We start from the raw sequence: 17,884 nt of genomic DNA, 5'->3' as shown, positions 1-17,884 counted from the left end.
GCCCCTTCTGCCTCGAGAACCATCGGGTCGCGCGGGCGGCCCGTCTATAGGCCCCGCCGCTGCGTGGCACAACAGCGCGGGGTGCGGGACGCCTCAGCGGTAGGGGGCGTCCATCGCGATGTTGCGGGCGATCTCGCGCTCCCAGCGGTCGCCGTTCAGGAGGAGCTTCTCCTTGTCGTAGAGGAGCTCCTCGCGGGTCTCGACCGAGAACTCGAAGTTCGGCCCCTCCACGATGGCGTCCACCGGGCAGGCCTCCTGGCACATGCCGCAGTAGATGCACTTCACCATGTCGATGTCGTAGCGGGTGGTGCGGCGCGTGCCGTCGTTGCGGCGGGGCCCCGCCTCGATGGTGATCGCCTGGGCCGGGCAGATCGCCTCGCAGAGCTTGCAGGCGATGCAGCGCTCCTCCCCGTTCGGGTAGCGGCGCAGCGCGTGCTCGCCCCGGAAGCGGGGGCCGCGATGGCCCATCTCGAAGGGGTAGTTGATCGTGGCCTTGGGCTTGAAGAAGTACTTCATGGCGAGGACGAACCCCGACACGAACTCCTTGAGCAGAAGGCCCTTGGCGACCTGATCGAGCTTCATGGCGCGATCTCCGATTGGGTGTGGCTCAGGCGCCCGGCGCGAGGCCGGTGAGCTTGAGGACGAAGGCGACGACGACGACCGAGATGAGCGAGAGGGGCAGGAACACCTTCCAGCCGAGCCGCATGAGCTGGTCGTAGCGGTAGCGGGGCACCATGGCCTTCACCATGGCGATCATGAAGAACAGGAAGCTCGCCTTCAGGGCGAACCAGATCACGCCCGGCACCCAGGTGAAGGGCGCGAACGGGATCGGCGAGAGCCAGCCGCCCAGGAACAGCACCGTGCCGAGGGCGCACATGGTCATGATGGCCACGTACTCGCCGAGCATGAAGAGCAGGTACGGGGTGGAGGAATACTCCACCATGTAGCCGGCCACGAGCTCGGACTCGGCCTCCGGCAGGTCGAAGGGCGGGCGGTTCGTCTCGGCCATGGCCGAGATGAAGAACACCACGAACATCGGGAACAGCCAGAGCCAGTACCAGCCGAACAGGCCGAGCGCCGTGTCCTGCGCGAGCACGATGCGCGAGAGGTTGAGCGAGCCCGCGCAGAGCAGCACGCAGATGATCACGAAGCCGAGCGAGACCTCGTAGGAGATCATCTGCGCGGCCGAGCGGAGCGCGCCGAGGAAGGCGTATTTCGAGTTCGAGGCCCAGCCGCCCATGATGACGCCGTAGACGCCCAGCGACGAGATCGCGAAGATGTAGGTGATGCCGACGTTGATGTCGGCGATGGCCCAGCCCTCGGCCAGCGGGATCACCGCCCAGGAGGCGAGCGCCAGCGTCGCGAAGACGAGGGGCGCGAGCAGGAAGATGGCCTTGTTGGCGCCGGCCGGGATGACCGGCTCCTTGAGCACGAACTTCAGGAGGTCGGCGAAGGATTGCAGCAGGCCCCAGGGGCCGACGACGTTCGGGCCGCGGCGGAGCTGCACCGCCGCCCAGATCTTGCGGTCGGCGAGCAGCGCGTAGGCGATGAAGACGAGCAGCGCGGCGAGGAGCACGAAGCTCTTCAGCGCGATCAGGAGGACGGTGCCGAGCACTTCCCAGGAGGTCATCGCAGGCGGCCTTATTCCGCGGCCTCGAGCGCGCGCCCGCGGGCGAGGCTCGAGCACTCGGCGAGCACCCGCGAGGCGCGGGCGATCGGGTTGGTCAGGTAGAAGTCGAGGATCGGCGAGCGGAACGGGTCGCGGGCCGGGGTGCCGCCGAGGGCCGCCAGGGTTCCGGCCGCGGCGACCGCGTCGGCGGGCTCCACCGCGTCGACGCCCGCGAGGTGCGGGTGGGCGGCGTAGAGCGCGCGGCGCAGCGCGGTGAGCGAATCGTAGGGCAGGCGCTGGCCCAGCACGTCCGAGAGCGCGCGCAGGATCGCCCAGTCCTCGCGGGCGTCGCCCGGCGGGAAGGACGAGCGGTTCGCCCACTGCACGCGGCCCTCGAGGTTGACGTAGGTCGCGTTCTTCTCGGTGTAGGCGGCGCCCGGCAGGATCACGTCGGCGCGCGAGGCGCCGCGGTCGCCGTGGGTGCCCTGGTAGACCACGAAGGCGCCCGCGCCGATCTCGACCTCGTCGGCGCCGAGGTTGAACAGCACGTCGAGGGCGCCGGGCGCGACCATCCCGGCGACGTCGAGGCCGCCCTCGCCCGGCACGAAGCCGAGGTCGAGCGCGCCGACGCGGGCGGCGGCCGTGTGCAGCACGCCGAAGCCGTTCCACTCGGGCGTGACCGCGCCGACGTCGCGGGCGAGCGCCGCGGCCGCGGCGAGGATCGCCGCGCCGTCCGGCCGCGCCAGCGCGCCCATGCCGACGACGACGACGGGCCTGGAGGCCGCCTTCAGGGTCTCGGCGAAGCTGTGGCGGCCCGCGGCGAGCTCGGCCAGCGTCTCGGGGCCGGCGCCGAGCTGGATGTGGGGGTAGGTCAGGTCGGCCGGCTCGCCGATCATGCCGACCGGCAGCGGGCCCATGCGCCAGCGCTTGCGGATGCGCACGTTGAGGAGCGAGGCTTCGAGCCGCGGGTTGGCGCCCACGAGCAGGATCGCGTCCGCCTCCTCAATGCCGGGGATCGTCGGCCCGAACGTGTAGGCGGCCCGGCCCCAGGCCGGGTCGATCCGCTCGCCCGCCTGCCGGCAGTCGAGGTTCGTCACGCCGAGCGCGGTCATCAGGCCCTTCAGCGCGAACGTCTCCTCGACGCCCGCGAGGTCGCCGACGAGGGCGCCGACGCGCGCCTCGTCCGCGCCCTTCATGCGGGCCGCGATGGCGCCGAACGCCTCGTTCCAGGTGGCGGGGCGCAGGCGGCCGTTCTCGCGCAGGTAGGGCCGGTCGAGGCGCTGCAGGCGCAGGCCGTCGACGGCGTGGCGGGTCTTGTCGGAGATCCACTCCTCGTTGATCGCCTCGTTGACCCGCGGCTCGATCTGCATGACCTCGCGGCCGCGGGAATCGACCCGGATCGCCGAGCCGACCGCGTCCATCACGTCGACCGAGTCGGTCTTCGTCAGCTCCCAGGGGCGGACGTTGTAGCTCTGCGGCTTGTGCACGAGGGCGCCCACGGGGCAGAGGTCGGCGACGTTGCCCTGCAGCTCCGAGTGCATCGCCTGCTCGAGGTAGCTCGTGATCTCCATGTCCTCGCCGCGGCCGATGGCGCCGAGGTCCGGCACGCCGGCCACCTCCGCGAGGAAGCGCACGCAGCGGGTGCAGTGGATGCAGCGGTTCATGGCGGTCCGCACCAGCGGGCCGATGTACTTCTCCTCGACGGCGCGCTTGTTCTCGCCGTAGCGGGTCGAGTCGACCCCGTAGGCCATGGCCTGGTCCTGCAGGTCGCAATGGCCGCCCTGATCGCAGATCGGGCAGTCGAGCGGGTGGTTGATGAGGAGGAACTCCATCACCCCCTCGCGGGCCTTCTTGGTCTGGCCGGAGCGCGTCAGCACCTCCGGCGGCTCGCCGTTGGGGCCGGGCCGGCAATCCTTGACCGCGTAGGCGCAGGAGGCGACGGGCTTGGGCGCCCCCTTCAGCTCCACGAGGCACATGCGGCAATTGCCGGCGATCGACAGCCGCTCGTGGAAGCAGAAGCGCGGGATCTCCGCGCCCGCGACCTCGCAGGCCTGGAGCAGCGTGTACTCGGCCGGGACATCGACCTCGGTGCCGTCGACGACGATTCTTGTCATACGTGCTTCTCGGTCTCGAACTTCATCGCGGGCGGCAGGCTCACTCCGCCGCCATCGGCACGGGGTCGGGATGCGGGTTCGCGCTGTAGCGGTCGATCCGCTTCTCGATCTCGGGGCGGTAGTGCCGGATCAGGCCCTGGATCGGCCAGGCGGCGGCGTCGCCGAGGGCGCAGATCGTGTGGCCCTCGATCTGCTTCGTGACGTCGAACAGCATGTCGATCTCGCGCTTCTGGGCGCGGCCTTCCGCCATGCGCAGCATCACGCGCCACATCCAGCCCGTGCCCTCGCGGCAGGGCGTGCACTGGCCGCAGCTCTCGTGCTTGTAGAAGTAGGCGATGCGGGCGATCGCCTGGACGATGTCGGTGGAGCGGTCGAGGACGATCACCGCCGCGGTGCCGAGGCCGGAGCCGAGGTTGCGCAGGGTGTCGAAGTCCATCTTGGCGTCGATGATCTGCTCGGCCGGCACGAGCGGCACCGAGGAGCCGCCGGGAATCGAGCAGAGCAGGTTGTCCCAGCCGCCGCGCATGCCGCCGCAATGCTTGTCGATGAGCTCGCGGAAGGTGATCCCGAGCTCCTCCTCGACGTTGCAGGGCTTGTTGACGTGGCCCGACACGCAGAACAGCTTGGTGCCGGTGTTGTTCTTGCCGCCGATCCCGGCGAACCACGCGCCGCCGCGCCGCAGGATGGTGCCGGCCACCGCGATCGACTCGACGTTGTTGACCGTCGTCGGGCAGCCGTAGAGGCCCATATTGGCGGGGAACGGGGGCTTCAGGCGCGGCATGCCCTTCTTGCCCTCGAGGCTCTCGATGAGGGCCGTCTCCTCACCGCAGATGTAGGCGCCCGCGCCGTGGTGGACGTAGATGTCGAAGGGGTAGCCGTGGACGTTGTCCTGGCCGACGAGCCGGGCCTCGTAGGCCTCGTCGACGGCCTTCTGGAGGGCGTGCTTCTCGGCCACGTACTCGCCGCGGATGTAGACGTAGCAGGCATGCGCGTCCATCGCGAAGGAGGCGAGCATGCAGCCCTCGATCAGGAGGTGCGGGTCGTGCCGCATGATCTCCCGGTCCTTGCAGGTGCCCGGCTCCGACTCGTCGGCGTTGACGACGAGGTAGTGGGGGCGCCCGTCGGACTTCTTGGGCATGAAGGACCATTTGAGGCCGGTCGGGAAGCCGGCGCCGCCGCGCCCGCGCAGGCCCGAGGTCTTCATCTCCTCGATGATCCAGTCGCGGCCCATCTCGAGGAGGAACTTGGTTCCGTCCCAGGCGCCGCGCTTGCGGGCAGCCTCCAGGCCCGGCGAGTGCAGGCCGTAGAGGTTGGTGAAGATGCGATCCTGATCGGAGAGCATGTCGGTCGTCCCCTGCCCTAGCGGCTCAGCGCACGCGCCTGCCCCACCCAGTCCTCGCGGTCGATCCGGCCGGGGAAGGCGAGGTAGGTGCCGACCCAGGCGATCTCGTCCCGGGTCCAGGCGGCGATCTGGTCGAAGTGGTAGATGCCGAGATCGTGCAGCCGGCGCTCGTTGCCGGGGCCGATCCCCTTGATGCGGGTGAGCGCGTCGGGCGCGCCCGCCCGCGCCGCCGGGAGGGCCGCGGGCCGGGTGCCGACCGCGTCCGCCCGCTGCTCGGGGGTCGCGTCCCTGGGCAGGCCCGCGAGCTTCTCCGCGATGCGGCTCTCCTCGGCCTCGGCGGCGACCTCGCCCTCGCTGGCGCCGGACGCCTCGGGCTGCGGCGGGACCTCGTCGCGCCGCAGCGCCGACTGCGCGCCGGCCTCGGCGGCCGCCGGCTCGCCCGCGACGGCGCGCTCGGCCGGGGTGTCGAGGACGGGGGCGTCGGTGGGCCGGGCCTCGCCGTGCTTGGCGGTGGAGTGTCCGCGCTCGGCCGCGGCGGCCTGGTCCTCGGGCTTGACCGGCGCCTCGCCCGCGGCGGCGCGCTGGGCCGGCGCGTCGGCGACCGGCCGCTCGACGGTGCGGCCGGCGTCGGGGCGGGCCGGCTTCGGGTTCACCGCGGCCTGCCGCTCGCTCGCGGCGGCCTCGTCCTGCGCGCCCTCCTCCGTCCGCGTCTCCTCGAAGCGCTTGCGCCAGGCGCCGATGCGGGAGCCGTCGAACAGGCTCGGGTCCTGCAGCGTGGCGACCGCGCCCTCGGGCTCGGAGGAGTGGCGGCCGGTCTGCGAGCCGGTCTTGACCGGGCGGCCGGCGGCGAGGTCGTCCATGAGCCGGCCGAGGGATTCCGGCGTCAGGTCCTCGTAGTAATCGTGGTTGATCTGCGCCATCGGCGCGTTGCAGCAGGCGCCGAGGCACTCGACCTCGAGCCAGGAGAAGTTGCCGTCCGGGCTGACGTGGCCGGGGGGCCCGAGCCGCTCCTGCAGCATCGCCTTCAGTTCGCGCGCCCCGCAGGAATCGCACGGCACCGTGCCGCAGACCTGGATCCAGTAGCGGCCGACCGGCTCCAGCGCGAACATCGTGTAGAAGGTCGCGACCTCGAGCACGCGGATGTGGGGCATGCCGAGCTGGTCGGCCACCGCCTCGATGGCGGCGCGCGGCAGCCAGCCGCCGTTCTGCTCCTGCGCCTTCCACAGGAGCGGGATCACGGCCGAGGCCTGGCGCCCCTCCGGGTACTTGGCGATCTGCCCCTGCGCCCACTCGGCGTTCTCAGGGGTGAACGCGAAGCTCTCGGGTTGCTCGGCGGCGGGGGCGAGTCTGCGGTTTGCCATCTCTCACGTAGCCTTCAGCGGTCCACTTCGCCGAACACGATGTCGAGCGTGCCGAGCACGCAGGAGACGTCGGCCAGCATGTGGCCGCGGCACATCCAGTCCATCGCCTGCAGGTGGGCGAAGCCCGGCGCGCGGATCTTGCAGCGGTAGGGTTTGTTGGTGCCGTCCGAGACGAGGTAGACGCCGAACTCGCCCTTGGGCGCCTCGACGGCCGCGTAGACCTCGCCCGCCGGCACGTGGAAGCCCTCGGTGTAGAGCTTGAAGTGGTGGATGAGCGCCTCCATCGAGCGCTTCATCTCGCGCCGGGGCGGGGGCGCCACCTTGCCGTCGAGCGCCGCGATCGGGCCCTGGCCCGCCGGCTCGCGCAGCTTGGCGATGCACTGCTTCATGATGCGCACCGATTCGCGCATCTCCTCCATGCGGATCACCTGGCGATCGTAGGTGTCGCCGTTCTTCCCCACGGGGATGTCGAACTCCATCTCCTCGTAGGCCTCGTAGGGCTGCGACTTGCGCAGGTCCCACGGGATGCCCGAGCCGCGCACCATCACGCCCGAGAAGCCCCACTCCATCGCCTCGTCGACCGTGACGATGCCGATGTCGACGTTGCGCTGCTTGAAGATGCGGTTGGCCATGACGAGGTTGTCGAGGTCGTCGACCACCTGCGGGAAGGTCTCGCAGAACGCCTCGATGTCGTCGATGAGCTTGGGCGGCAGGTCCTGGTGGACGCCGCCGGGCCGGAAGTAGTTGGCGTGGAGCCGGGCGCCGGACGCCCGCTCGTAGAAGATCATCAGCTTCTCGCGCTCCTCGAAGCCCCACAGGGGCGGCGTCAGCGCGCCGACGTCCATCGCCTGCGTGGTGACGTTGAGGAGGTGGGAGAGGAGCCGCCCGATCTCGCAGAACAGCGTCCGGATGAGCTTGGCCCGCCGCGGCACCTCGAGCCCGAGGAGCTTCTCGATGGCGAGGCAGAAGGCGTGCTCCTGGTTCATCGGCGCGACGTAGTCGAGCCGGTCGAAGTAGGGCGTCGCCTGCAGGTAGGTCTTGTACTCGATCAGCTTCTCGGTGCCCCGGTGCAGGAGCCCGATATGCGGGTCGACCCGCTCGACGATCTCGCCGTCGAGCTCCAGCACGAGGCGCAGCACCCCGTGCGCCGCCGGGTGCTGCGGCCCGAAGTTGATCGCGAAGTTGCGGATGTTGTGCTCGGTCATTGGGATCTCCTCAGACCGACTTCTTCTCGTCGCCCGGAAGCACGTACTCGGTGCCCTCCCACGGCGACAGGAAGTCGAAGTTGCGGAATTCCTGGGTGAGCTTCACGGGCTCGTAGACGACGCGCGCCTCGTCCTGGTCGTAGCGGACCTCGACGAAGCCGGTGAGCGGGAAGTCCTTGCGCAGCGGGTGGCCCTCGAAGCCGTAATCGGTGAGGAGGCGCCGCAGGTCCGGGTGGCCCGAGAACAGGATGCCGTAGAGGTCGTAGGTCTCGCGCTCGTACCAGTTGGCGGCCGGGTAGACCTCGATCACGGAGGGGACCGGCGTCGTCTCGTCGGTCTGCACCTTCACCCGGATGCGCGCGTTATGGCGCAGCGAGAGCAGGTGGTAGACGACGTCGAAGCGCTTCTCGCGGCCCGGATAGTCGGCGCCGCAGATGTCGATGAAGCAGCGGAAGGCGCAGGCCGGGTCGTCGCGCAGGTAGGTCAGCGCGTAGACGATGTCGCTGGCCTGCACGATCAGGGTGAGTTCGCCGAAGGCGATGCGCCGCTCGACGATGGCCGGGCCGAGGGCCGCGGCGATGCGGTCGCCGAGCGCCCGCAGCGCGGCCTCGCCGCTCTCCGGCTGGGTGTGGGGAAGGATCGAGATGCCGTTCGTCATGGGCGGGGCTCAGCGCTCGATCGTGCCGGTGCGGCGGATCTTCCGCTGCAGCAGCAGCACGCCGTAGAGCAGGGCCTCCGCGGTCGGCGGGCAGCCCGGCACGTAGATGTCGACGGGCACGACGCGGTCGCAGCCGCGCACCACCGAGTAGGAGTAGTGGTAGTAGCCGCCGCCGTTGGCGCAGGAGCCCATCGAGATGACGTAGCGCGGCTCCGGCATCTGGTCGTAGACCTTGCGGAGCGCCGGGGCCATCTTGTTCGTGAGCGTGCCGGCCACGATCATCACGTCGGACTGGCGCGGGCTGCCGCGGGGGGCGAAGCCGAAGCGCTCGCAATCGTAGCGGGGCATCGACATCTGCATCATCTCGACGGCGCAGCATGCGAGCCCGAAGGTCATCCACATCAGCGAGCCGGTGCGGGCCCAGTTGATCAGCTCGTCCGCCGAGGTCACGAGGAAGCCGCGGTCGGCGAGCTCGCTGTTGATCGACAGGAAGGTCGGGTCGTTCTCGCCGATCGGCCGGCCGGTCGCGGGGTCGATGATGCCCTTGGGCTGGGGCGCGATGGTCGGGGCGCGGGAGAGTTCGGTGGTGAGGGCCATGGATGCCTCGGAGGGTGTGCGGCTCTTGTGCTGCGGGTCGGCGGGGCTCAATCCCACTCGAGGGCGCCCTTGCGCCACTCGTAGACGAACCCGACGGTGAGCACGCCGAGGAAGACCATCATCGACCAGAAGCCGTACCAGCCGAGCTCGCCGAAGGTGATGGCCCAGGGGAACAGGAAGGCCACCTCGAGGTCGAAGATGATGAACAGGATGGCGACCAGGTAGAAGCGCACGTCGAACTTCATGCGCGCGTCGTCGAAGGCGTTGAAGCCGCACTCGTAGGCGGAGAGCTTCTCCGGGTCCGGGCTGTTGTAGGCCACGAGGAACGGAGCCACGAGCAGCGCCACCGCGATGAACAGCGACACGCCGATGAAAACGATGAGCGGCAGGTAATCCGCCAGCAGGCCGGTCATGCGAGGCCTCTCTCGTGCTCGTGTGGGACCGCGGGCGCCCTCCTGAACCGTGGCATGTGGAATTCCTCCAATGCCAGAGAGCGCACGGCGCGAGGCTTAGACGAGCGGTTCGGGTGAAACAAGAGCGTTGCGCGTCGCACAAACAGCCCTGCGACAGTGAGGTGGGGGCGCGGGGCGCCCGGCGGCAGTGGGCAGACAAGGGGCAGATCGGCGCAGGGGCGGCCGGGGCCGGCATTCCCGGCACCGCGCGGTCGATCCGGGCGCGGCCGGACCCGGTCCCCTCGGTTCCGGGGCCGTCGTCACTGCGCTCGGCGCGCGCGCGGACGCGCTCCGCGATTCTGCGCGCGGCTGCTTGACAGCCCCCGGCCGCCCTCCTAAACCCCGGCCGTCGCCGCACGAGGCGGCCACGCCACGCGGGCGTAGCTCAGTTGGTTAGAGTGCCGGCCTGTCACGCCGGAGGTCGCGGGTTCGAGCCCCGTCGCCCGCGCCACGTTTCCCGATCCCCCACATCGCCCGGAACCGCACGCCCCGACGCACGTCGGCGCGCGGACACGCCATCCTGCCTCCGATCCCGCCGCTCGCGGGAGAGCCCGGCTGACGCCCGCCTCGTGAACGGAAGCGGGCGACGCGAGCCTGCGCGCGGAGAAAACCTCACCCCTCGCGGCGCCACGCCGAGGGCGACGCGCCCGTGTGGCGGCGGAAGGCCGAGGCGAACTGGCTCGGGTTGGCGTAGCCGCTGAGCGCCGCGATCTCGGTGATCGACAGGCTCGTCCCCGTCAGCAGCCGGGCGGCCTCATCGAGGCGCCGGCGCGTCAGGAAGGCGTAGGGCGGGAGGCCGGTGGTCGCGCGGAAGCACCGGCTGAAATGGTTGGGGCTGAGATCGAGCACCGCGGCGAGCTGCGCCACCGACAGGTCGGCCCCGGACGCCTCGATGAAGCCGGTCAGGCGCTCCATCTGCCGGCCCGTGAGACGATGCCGGGCGCCCGGCGGCACGCTCCGGACGCCGGCGGCGATCCGGTGCAGCACCACCGCCAGCGCGTGATCGACGAAGGCGCTCGAGAGCCCGTGCTCCCCGCCCTCCTGCCACATCGCCCGGAGCGATGCCGCGAGCAGGGGGTCGTCGTGGAAGGCCGAGGCCGCGGCCTCGAGATCGAGCCGCTGGCCGGGGAGTTCCGCGACGAGCGCGGACAGGCGGGCCGGCGCGATGCCGAGCGCCAGGAGATCCATGCGGGGGCCGTGCCCCTCGCCGCCGACGCCGACCGCACCGAGACCCACGCGCCCGGGCAGGAACGCCCCTTCGAGGTTCTGCGACGCGTTCCGCCTGACGAGCTGCCCGCCGCCCTCGAGGCACAGATAGACGCCGAGAAAGGGCAGCGCCGGGTAGGCGCCCACGTAGCCGTCGTAGCGTGCGCGCGCCATGATCACGTCGCCCCGCCGGCTCTCGCGCAGGGACTGCGCCTGAGGATGCGGACCGATGGTCTCCACACCCACCCCGTTCACGGCACTGCTCAAGCGGTCGCCCCATCCAGGTTCCATCCGGCCGGCGACTTGCCGGCGACAGATTTGAGAAGCTCCAAGTCAGTCAATCTGGCATTATTCTAATGTCAAAGTGCAAACGGGTGACAGCGAATTACTTTTCCTCATCCTAACACGGATCGTGACGGGTTTGGGGCATCCATCGTAGGAACTGGGTAGCGTGCGCGCCCGAAGCTCGCCATTCGCTTGCTGATCCCGGCTTCGCGGTAGGCTCGTTCGTCGCCATGCTTCCCTCCCCTCGCTTCCGAAGCCACGCGGACTGGCCGATGCGTCCGCTCGGCCTCGCCGCGGCGGTCTCCGCCGCCTTTTGCCTCCCCGCTCCGGGCGCGGCGCAGGACGGCCGCTCCCCCGCCCCCGCGGCCGTGACCCTGGGCGAGCTCAGCGTCGAGGGCGAGCGCCGGGTGCAGAGCCTTCTCGACACCGCCACGAGCGTCACGATCATCACGAAGCCGGAGCTGGAGCGGCGGATCACGCCGGGCCGGACGCTCTTCCAGGACATCGAGAACGTCCCCAACACGACGCCCCTCGGCGCGAGCGAGGTGCCGGCCATCCGCGGCATCCAGTCGAGCGGCGCGGGGGGCCTTCCCAGCAACATCCTGCAGGGCACGCTGCCGCGCGCGCCGCTCATCGTCGACGAGATCGTTCGGCCGACGACGCTCGCCGTCTCGAACTTCCTGACCACCTACGACGTGGAGCGCGTCGAGGTGCTGCGCGGGCCGCAATCGACCCTGCGGGGCCGCAACGCGATCGCCGGCGCGTTCATCGTCAACACGGGCGACCCGGTGCCGGTGGCCGAGGCCGGCGCCCGGGCGGGCTTCGCCTTCGACCGCTTCGGGCCGGCCTTCACCCTGGCGGGCCTCGCCAACGTCCCGCTCGTCCCGGACGTGCTGGCCGCGCGCCTCGTCGTCGAGCAGGAGGGCAGCCCGGACCCCCGGAGCATGATCGAGGTGCCGCAAGGCGTCGATCCGGGCCGCCTGCTCGAAGCCCGGGCCACGCGCGTGCGCGGCAAGCTGCTCTACACGCCGGACGGGCCGGGCTCGGACCTCTCCGTCAAGCTGCTGGCCGACTACCAGAGCGGCACCGTCCCGCAGACGCGCAACGTCGTGGCCGGCCCCGACGTCATCGGCCAGCCCTTCCGGGCGCGCCTGATCCCCTACGCCCGCGGCGGCTACCAGCGCGTGTTCGACGCGCAGGCCGGAGCGTTCGGCGCCGACACGATCTACCGGCTGCCCGGCGAGGCCGGGCAACTGCGCGCGATCACGAGCTACGTCTTCGATCACCTCGACAGCGCCCGGTTCCAGACCGACGCGACGCGGTTCCGGCTGCGCGAGGAGATCTTCAACCAGGACGTGCTCTACACGTTCGGCACCGTCGGGACCGGCCTCAGCGGCCTCGTCGGCCTGAACGTCAACGAGCGCTGGCAGGACGCCGCCGCGATCGGCCTGACGCGATCGATCGGCCGCACCTCGGCGCAGGCGCTGTTCGCCGACCTCCGCTACGCCCTCACCCCGGACCTCGACCTGCTGTTCGGCGGCCGCCTGAACCGGAACGACGACGCGCGGACGCAGACGCTCACGCCGCGCCGCCTCACGACCGCCGCCGGCACCGACGAGGTCGTCTTCCTCCCGAAGATCGGCGCGAGCTACCGCATCGACCCCGTGCAGACCGTGGCGGTGACCGCCCGCGAGGGCTACAATCCGGGCGGCGGCTCGATCAACCTCTTCACCGGCAATCCCTACACGTTCCGGTCGGAGACGGTCTGGACCTTCGAGACGACCTACCGGCGCGTGCTCCCGGACAACCGCTTCGTCCTTGGGGTGACGGGCTTCTACAACCTGCACGACAATCCGCAGCTCTACCTGCAGCGCGATCCCGCCAACCGGTTCTCGCTGGAGGTCGTCAACCTGCCCGCCGGCGTGTCCTACGGGGCCGAGTTCGAGGTGAGCGCGCGCGTCGCCGAGGATCTCGACCTCCGCGCCGGCCTCGGCCTGCTGCGCACCGAGATCACCGAGGGCCTGCCGACGAACCCGAACCTGCGCGGCAACCGCTTCGGGCGCGATCCCGCGGTCACGCCGTCGGCGGGCTTCGTCTGGCGCGTCTCGCCGACCCTCGCGTTCGATGCCAACGTCCTCTACGTGTCGAGCTACTTCAGCGACCTGACGAACCTCTTCGTCGAGAAGGCGGGCAACTACGCGCTCGTCGATCTCGGCGTCACCGCGACGCTCGCCGAGGGCGTGACCTGCCGCGCCTTCGTCCGCAACCTGACCGACGAGGTCGGCTTCACCCGCAGGATCGGCGCGGGGACGGCGGCCGATCTCACGCCGCCGCGCACGGTCGGCCTCCTGATGCAGGCGCGCTTCTGATGCCCCCCGCCGTGGCGACCTCCGCGGAACCGTCCACCTCCGCCGTGCCGCGCGGCCGGAGCCGGCTGCGCACCCTCTGGCGGCGCGTGCACCTGAGCCTCGGCCTCGTTGCCGGGCTGATCCTGGCCGTGGTCGGGGCCAGCGGCGCCGCCCTCGTCTTCGCCGAGCCGATCGTCCGCGCCGAGCACGGGCCCGCCCTGTTCCCGGACGGGGCGCCGCCCTCGCCCGCGTGGCCGCCCGTCGAGGCGTGGATGGCCCGGGCGAAGGCCCGGCACCCCGAGCTCGAGACGATCCTCGTCGTGGCGGCCCCCCACGCCGCGCCGCTGCCGGCCGCGGTCCCGCTCGTCGCCGGGCACCTGCGCCACGATCCCGGCGCGCCCGAGGAGCACGGGGTCGTCGCGGTGGACGTCGCCTCCGGCGACCCGCGCGGCTTCATCGTCATCGAACGCTCCTGGTGGGGCTTCCTCGTCCACCTCCACGCCGCGCTGATGGTGCCGCCCTACGGCCTGTTCGCGACCGCCGTCGCCGGGATCCTCTTCCTGATCTCCGCCGCCACCGGCGTCTACCTCTGGTGGCCGCGCAACGACCGCACCTGGCGCCAAGCCCTCACGGTCAAGAGCGGGGCAAGCGGCCGGCGCCTGCTCCTCGACTGGCACAACGTCCTCGCGGTCTGGCTGCTCGTGCCGCTCACGGCCGCGATCCTGTCGGGCGTGTACCTCCTGCGCCCGATGTGGTTCGACTGGGCGCTCGCCGGCGTCTCGACCCTCCGCGCGCCGGCGCCCGGCCTGCTCGCGCCCGCGCCGGAGGGCGCCTGCCCGGGCGGCGCCGGGCCCGACCGCGCGCTCGCGGTGGCGCGGGCCGCCTACCCGGACCTGAGCTTCCGCCTCCTGATCATGCCCGAGAAGGCGGGCGCCCCCTATCAGCTCTCGCTGGCGCCGCCGGACGCGCCTCACCGGGTCCAGTCCACGGAACTCTGGATCGCGCGGGATTGCCCGCGCCTGCTCTTCGCCCGGACCGGCAACGACCTGAGCGCTGCCGAGACCCTGAAATCCTGGATCTCGCCGATCCACGCCCGCTTCGCGCTCGGGCCTGCGGGCCAGGCGCTGATGGTGCTCGTCGGCCTCAGCCTGCCGGCGCTGTTCGTCACCGGCCTCTGGCTCTGGATCGCCAAGTTCCGCGCCCGGGCGCGGCGGGGATAGGCCGCCCCGCGCGTCCGGTCCCGGCGCTCGGCCCGAGCGGCGCGGCCCCCGGGCCGTCCGTGCGAGCCGCGCGGATGCCGGCCCGGGTCAACCGTCGAGGTCGCTCTCCGAGACCGCCCCGGCCTCGATCTCGGACGGGTCCGCGCCGTCCGCAAGATAGAAATGGACCGTGATCTCCTGGTCGTCGGAGGTCTCGTTGGTGACCGTCACGGCCTGCCGCCACGCCTCGCCCCCCGGAGCCGTCGGGGTCGGGCTCCACTGCAGCGAGAGGGCCGCGGAGACCCTCTTCGACGGATCGCGCGGCTTCTTCGCCGGGTTGCGGTGTTCGAGCCACAGGAGAACGGCCGGCCAGGGATTCGTCCTGCCTTCCAGGGTGAAGACGGCTTGGCGCCTCGCCCCGACAGTCAACGGTATATTTCCACTTGTCATTGTAGCGCTGCCACTAGACCGAGCATTGATGGAATCAGTCGAACCATTCGACGGATCGCATGCAATACTGCGTTTCATGGCTTGGATTCGTCAACGAAGACGCGCATCGGGTACCGGTGCAGGCCGGAACTCCCCTCCGGCCCGGGGCCGGATCCGCGCATCGGAGCGCCGACGTCGGAATCGGCGCGGGCCCGATCCGCCGGCGCCCCGCTTTCGCCGCATCGGCCGAGAATGAGGCTCGGGCGATTCCCCGCCAGATGCCGCGCCGATGCCCCTGCCCCTTCTCGCCCGCCCCCGGACGGCCGCCCTCGCCGCCCTCCTGCTCGCGCTTGCCGGATGCGGCTCGCCGGGGGTCCTGCCCGAGGCCGACGCCCCGGCGAGCCTCGTGATCCTCGACGAGCAGGCGGCCGCCGCCGCCATCTCCCGCTACCGCGCCCAGCACGGGCTCGGGCCGGTGAGCGTCGATGCCGGGCTGACGCGGGCGGCCTCCTACCAAGCCACCGCGAACGCGCGGGCCGGCCGCCTCAGCCACGATCTCGGCGGCACCTTCACCTCGCGGATGTCGCAGGCCGGGCTCGGGCGCGCCCACGCCGCCGAGAACCTGTCGGCGGGCTCCGAGACGTTCGAGCAGGTCTTCGCCCGCTGGAAAGCCTCGCCCGAGCACAACCGCAACATGCTGATCCCACAGCTCCGCCGGATCGGCATCGCCCGGGCCGATGCCCCGACGACCCGCTACCGGCGCTACTGGGCGCTGGTCCTGGGCGGCTGAGCCCTCAGATCCCGGAGCGGGGCGTCCGGCCCCGCGCCGCCCGCCCCTCGCCCCCCAGTGCCGCGGCGGCGCGGCGGAGGGCGTCTCGCGTCGAGGCCGGGAAGTCCGCGCGCTCCGCCGCCGCCTCGAGGCTCCGCATCACCTGCAGCGTCAGGACGGGAGGCCGGCCCGAGCGCGACGGCGCGACGTGCGCGGTCACCAGCGCGAGGGCCTGCTCCAGCGTGCGGCAGCGCGCCACCAGCGCCTCGGTCGAGTCGTTGTCGTTCACGCGGGATCGCTCCGGGACCGCCTGGGCGGCACGGTTAATTCTAGTCCAGGTTATCAATAGGTCGGCGCATACACGTCTTGGATGCGCACAGACTGCGTAAGCGCGCCTGAGCGCGGAACCGCGCCGGACGGTCCGCCGCCCCGTCAGGTCTCGCGGGCGGCGGGCTTCAGGGCGACGGTGCGCGCGGCGCCGCGCTCGAACCAGCCCCCGCTCCGGTTCACGATCCACGCCACCGTCAGCATGACCGGCACCTCGATGAGGATGCCGACGACCGTGGCGAGCGCCGCGCCCGAATCGAACCCGAACAGGCTGATGGCGGCCGCCACGGCGAGGCCGAAGACGTTCGAGGCGCCGATCAGCGCCGAGGGGCCGGCCACGTCGTGCTGCTGACCGGCCACGTCGTGCTGCTCGCCGGCCGCGCGGTTCAGGAGGTCGGCGAGGCCGGCGTTGCGGATCATCGCGAGCACGTTGCGCGAGGTGCCGCAGGCGGGGTTGTGGTAGATCACGACGTCGATCGTGAGCTCAGGCACGGGCGGTCTCCGTCCGGGTGCAGCAGGCATCGAGGGCGGCCATCGCGGGGGCGCAGACCTCCGGGCGGCCCTGGCAGCAATCCCTCGTCAGGAAGGCGATCAGCGCCGACAGCGTCGGGTAGACGGCGCTGTCGATGATCGAGCGGCCCTCGCGGCGGGACCGGACGAGGCCCGCATGCTCCAGCTCCTTCAGGTGGAAGGACAGGTTCGAGGTGGACGCGCCGACGCCCCCGGCCAGGATCCCCGCCGCCACACCGTCCGGACCGGCCGCGACGCGGTGCCGGACGATGCGCAGGCGGGTCTCCTGCGAGAGCCGCGAAGGCGGAGAGGGCGTGCCGCTCGTCCAACGATCTCGCTATTTCTACAGATGTTGAATTACAAGCCGTTCGGGCCTGCGGGGCAAGCCGGATCATCACCGGGGAGACGGATTTGAGACGATCCGGGGATCGCGGCGGCCTCGACGCCCTCGGGCCGCCCGCGCGGAGCGCCGCCGGCCTCGGCTCGCGGGCCATCGTGAAGACTCGAGAGCTTGCCCCGGGTCGCGGGCCGCACGCCGTGACGGCGTCCTCGCCGCCGCGGGCGGTTGCCCTGCCGGGCAGGGCTGCGTACAGCGCCGCGATGGCGGCTTCGGATTGGCGCGCGACGCGCAACAGGCAGGCATTGCTGCGGCTCGAACGGGCGCTGCCACCGATCTTCCCCGCCGCGGTTCTCCAGCACGCCCTGTCGCGCCCGCTCGTCCCGCCGACGCCCCGCCTCGCGGTCGAGAGCTTCTGGCGCAGCCACGTCCTGCGGGCCGACCGCCTCGCCCGCGCCCTCGCCGCCCGCTCGGGCGCCCCGGAGGGCTGGACCTGGCGCCCCGGCGCGGAGACCGGCGGCGGCGGAGCGGCCGGTTTCCGCGCGCCGCCCTCCCCCTACCGCGAGGCCGCCCACCTGCTCGGGCGCGGCCGTTGCTGCGTCTGCGGCCAGCCGGTCTACCGCTTCGGCTGGCACGTGGACCTCTGGGGCACCGGCATCCCGAACCGGAACGCGGGCTGGCACTCCGCCTGCGTGGCGGCCTGGAAGCTCTGGCTCGCGCCGAGCGACCAGATACCGGCGCTCAAGCGCCGCCAGGGGCATCGCTGCGCCGTCTCCGGCAAGCGCCTGCTGCGCACGGCCGAGATCGACCATCGCGTGCCGCTGTACCGGGTCTGGCGCGAGCACCGCGACGCGCCCTGGCCGAGCCTGCTGGCGTTCTGGGGCGCGCCGAACCTGCAGGTGGTCAACCGCGCCGTCCACGCCGCGAAATGCCGGGACGAGGCGGGTGAGCGGGCCCGCCTGCGGCGGGCGAGCGACCCTGACGCGGCGGCCGACGGCTGAGCATGGCCTCAGCGCGGACGCGCGCCCAGCGGGGGCGGCTCACCGCGCCCCGGCGCCGCCCGGCTCCTGAGGTGCCCGGTCCTGGGGCGCCGAGTCCTGGGGCGCCGAGTCCTGGGGGCGCCGAGTCCTGGGGCG

Annotated in this window: 16 protein-coding genes, 1 tRNA gene and 2 pseudogenes; 5 read left to right on the top strand and 14 right to left on the bottom strand. The window is 71.8% G+C overall.

The genetic code is table 11. The features are described from left to right. Positions 1-93: 93 nt before the first annotated feature. Genes nuoI through MOX02_RS10350 form a run of 9 tightly spaced genes read right to left on the bottom strand, consistent with a single transcriptional unit; the run spans position 94 to position 9,299 of the window. Complete coding sequence (gene nuoI / locus MOX02_RS10390; RefSeq protein WP_147025721.1) at positions 94-582, bottom strand: NADH-quinone oxidoreductase subunit NuoI; 489 nt, start codon at positions 580-582, stop codon at positions 94-96. A 25-nt stretch (positions 583-607) separates the two neighbouring features. After that, positions 608-1,630 carry an NADH-quinone oxidoreductase subunit NuoH gene (gene nuoH / locus MOX02_RS10385; RefSeq protein WP_147025720.1) on the bottom strand — a complete coding sequence of 341 codons (1,023 nt, stop codon included), beginning with the start codon at positions 1,628-1,630 and terminating at the stop codon, positions 608-610. A gap of 11 nt (positions 1,631-1,641) precedes the next feature. Next, on the bottom strand, positions 1,642-3,723 hold the full coding sequence (nuoG, locus tag MOX02_RS10380; protein ID WP_147025719.1) for an NADH-quinone oxidoreductase subunit NuoG: 2,082 nt from the start codon (positions 3,721-3,723) through the stop codon (positions 1,642-1,644). A gap of 40 nt (positions 3,724-3,763) precedes the next feature. Next, the gene (gene nuoF / locus MOX02_RS10375) at positions 3,764-5,065 is read right to left on the bottom strand and encodes an NADH-quinone oxidoreductase subunit NuoF (protein WP_147025718.1); all 1,302 of its coding nucleotides are present in this window, start codon (positions 5,063-5,065) and stop codon (positions 3,764-3,766) included. A 17-nt stretch (positions 5,066-5,082) separates the two neighbouring features. Beyond that, positions 5,083-6,426: an NADH-quinone oxidoreductase subunit NuoE gene (gene nuoE / locus MOX02_RS10370; protein ID WP_147025717.1), complete on the bottom strand. Its 1,344-nt coding sequence runs from the start codon at positions 6,424-6,426 to the stop codon at positions 5,083-5,085. A gap of 14 nt (positions 6,427-6,440) precedes the next feature. Continuing rightward, the gene (locus tag MOX02_RS10365; RefSeq protein ID WP_147025716.1) at positions 6,441-7,631 is read right to left on the bottom strand and encodes an NADH-quinone oxidoreductase subunit D; all 1,191 of its coding nucleotides are present in this window, start codon (positions 7,629-7,631) and stop codon (positions 6,441-6,443) included. 10 nt (positions 7,632-7,641) lie between these two features. Next, the gene (locus MOX02_RS10360; RefSeq protein ID WP_147025715.1) at positions 7,642-8,289 is read right to left on the bottom strand and encodes an NADH-quinone oxidoreductase subunit C; all 648 of its coding nucleotides are present in this window, start codon (positions 8,287-8,289) and stop codon (positions 7,642-7,644) included. A gap of 9 nt (positions 8,290-8,298) precedes the next feature. Then, on the bottom strand, positions 8,299-8,886 hold the full coding sequence (locus MOX02_RS10355) for a NuoB/complex I 20 kDa subunit family protein (RefSeq protein WP_147025714.1): 588 nt from the start codon (positions 8,884-8,886) through the stop codon (positions 8,299-8,301). A gap of 47 nt (positions 8,887-8,933) precedes the next feature. After that, the gene (locus MOX02_RS10350) at positions 8,934-9,299 is read right to left on the bottom strand and encodes an NADH-quinone oxidoreductase subunit A (RefSeq protein WP_109890497.1); all 366 of its coding nucleotides are present in this window, start codon (positions 9,297-9,299) and stop codon (positions 8,934-8,936) included. A gap of 413 nt (positions 9,300-9,712) precedes the next feature. Here MOX02_RS10350 and MOX02_RS10345 point away from each other — a divergent pair. Further along, a tRNA-Asp gene (locus tag MOX02_RS10345) sits at positions 9,713-9,789 on the top strand. 161 nt (positions 9,790-9,950) lie between these two features. Here the strand turns inward: MOX02_RS10345 and MOX02_RS10340 are convergent. Then, complete coding sequence (locus tag MOX02_RS10340; protein WP_170267807.1) at positions 9,951-10,799, bottom strand: helix-turn-helix transcriptional regulator; 849 nt, start codon at positions 10,797-10,799, stop codon at positions 9,951-9,953. 302 nt (positions 10,800-11,101) lie between these two features. On the opposite strand from MOX02_RS10340, the gene MOX02_RS10335 reads away from it, so the two are divergent. Both MOX02_RS10335 and MOX02_RS10330 read left to right on the top strand, forming a co-directional pair. Next, entirely contained in the window at positions 11,102-13,198 is a 2,097-nt protein-coding gene (locus MOX02_RS10335; RefSeq protein ID WP_170267804.1) for a TonB-dependent receptor, read from the top strand. Continuing rightward, complete coding sequence (locus MOX02_RS10330; protein WP_147025711.1) at positions 13,198-14,397, top strand: PepSY-associated TM helix domain-containing protein; 1,200 nt, start codon at positions 13,198-13,200, stop codon at positions 14,395-14,397. The genes MOX02_RS10335 and MOX02_RS10330 overlap by 1 nt, the downstream gene beginning before the upstream one ends. Before the next feature lie 87 nt (positions 14,398-14,484). Here MOX02_RS10330 and MOX02_RS10325 read toward each other — a convergent pair whose 3' ends face one another. Next, positions 14,485-14,805 carry a hypothetical protein gene (locus MOX02_RS10325; protein WP_147025710.1) on the bottom strand — a complete coding sequence of 107 codons (321 nt, stop codon included), beginning with the start codon at positions 14,803-14,805 and terminating at the stop codon, positions 14,485-14,487. Positions 14,806-15,094: 289 nt separating this feature from the next. Between MOX02_RS10325 and MOX02_RS10320 the strand changes: the two genes are divergently transcribed. Next, complete coding sequence (locus MOX02_RS10320; protein ID WP_147025709.1) at positions 15,095-15,595, top strand: CAP domain-containing protein; 501 nt, start codon at positions 15,095-15,097, stop codon at positions 15,593-15,595. A gap of 4 nt (positions 15,596-15,599) precedes the next feature. Here the strand turns inward: MOX02_RS10320 and MOX02_RS10315 are convergent, their stop codons facing one another. From MOX02_RS10315 to MOX02_RS10305, 3 genes and pseudogenes are all read right to left on the bottom strand, one after another. Beyond that, positions 15,600-15,863, bottom strand: coding sequence for a hypothetical protein (locus MOX02_RS10315; RefSeq protein WP_147025708.1), 264 nt, complete (start codon positions 15,861-15,863; stop codon positions 15,600-15,602). A gap of 143 nt (positions 15,864-16,006) precedes the next feature. After that, positions 16,007-16,312, bottom strand: a pseudogene (locus MOX02_RS10310) (arsenic resistance protein); the annotation flags it as partial. Positions 16,313-16,385: 73 nt separating this feature from the next. Further along, positions 16,386-16,740: pseudogene (locus MOX02_RS10305) on the bottom strand (ArsR/SmtB family transcription factor). Between the two features lie 271 nt (positions 16,741-17,011). Here MOX02_RS10305 and MOX02_RS10300 point away from each other — a divergent pair. Continuing rightward, complete coding sequence (locus tag MOX02_RS10300; RefSeq protein ID WP_147025788.1) at positions 17,012-17,749, top strand: hypothetical protein; 738 nt, start codon at positions 17,012-17,014, stop codon at positions 17,747-17,749. Positions 17,750-17,884: the final 135 nt, after the last annotated feature.

The sequence above is a fragment of the Methylobacterium oxalidis genome (assembly GCF_007992195.1).
Lineage (GTDB): Bacteria > Pseudomonadota > Alphaproteobacteria > Rhizobiales > Beijerinckiaceae > Methylobacterium > Methylobacterium oxalidis.
This window is presented reverse-complemented; position numbering and strand designations above follow the sequence as displayed.

Coding starts and splice junctions, on each gene's coding strand:
- MOX02_RS10335 (WP_170267804.1), top strand. CDS start 11,102: ATGCGTCCGCTCGGCCTCGCCGCGGCGGTCTCCGCCGCCTTTTGCCTC.
- nuoG (WP_147025719.1), bottom strand. CDS start 3,723: ATGACAAGAATCGTCGTCGACGGCACCGAGGTCGATGTCCCGGCCGAG.
- MOX02_RS10350 (WP_109890497.1), bottom strand. CDS start 9,299: ATGACCGGCCTGCTGGCGGATTACCTGCCGCTCATCGTTTTCATCGGC.
- nuoF (WP_147025718.1), bottom strand. CDS start 5,065: ATGCTCTCCGATCAGGATCGCATCTTCACCAACCTCTACGGCCTGCAC.
- MOX02_RS10360 (WP_147025715.1), bottom strand. CDS start 8,289: ATGACGAACGGCATCTCGATCCTTCCCCACACCCAGCCGGAGAGCGGC.
- MOX02_RS10330 (WP_147025711.1), top strand. CDS start 13,198: ATGCCCCCCGCCGTGGCGACCTCCGCGGAACCGTCCACCTCCGCCGTG.
- nuoH (WP_147025720.1), bottom strand. CDS start 1,630: ATGACCTCCTGGGAAGTGCTCGGCACCGTCCTCCTGATCGCGCTGAAG.
- MOX02_RS10355 (WP_147025714.1), bottom strand. CDS start 8,886: ATGGCCCTCACCACCGAACTCTCCCGCGCCCCGACCATCGCGCCCCAG.
- MOX02_RS10365 (WP_147025716.1), bottom strand. CDS start 7,631: ATGACCGAGCACAACATCCGCAACTTCGCGATCAACTTCGGGCCGCAG.
- nuoI (WP_147025721.1), bottom strand. CDS start 582: ATGAAGCTCGATCAGGTCGCCAAGGGCCTTCTGCTCAAGGAGTTCGTG.
- nuoE (WP_147025717.1), bottom strand. CDS start 6,426: ATGGCAAACCGCAGACTCGCCCCCGCCGCCGAGCAACCCGAGAGCTTC.
- MOX02_RS10300 (WP_147025788.1), top strand. CDS start 17,012: ATGGCGGCTTCGGATTGGCGCGCGACGCGCAACAGGCAGGCATTGCTG.
- MOX02_RS10320 (WP_147025709.1), top strand. CDS start 15,095: ATGCCCCTGCCCCTTCTCGCCCGCCCCCGGACGGCCGCCCTCGCCGCC.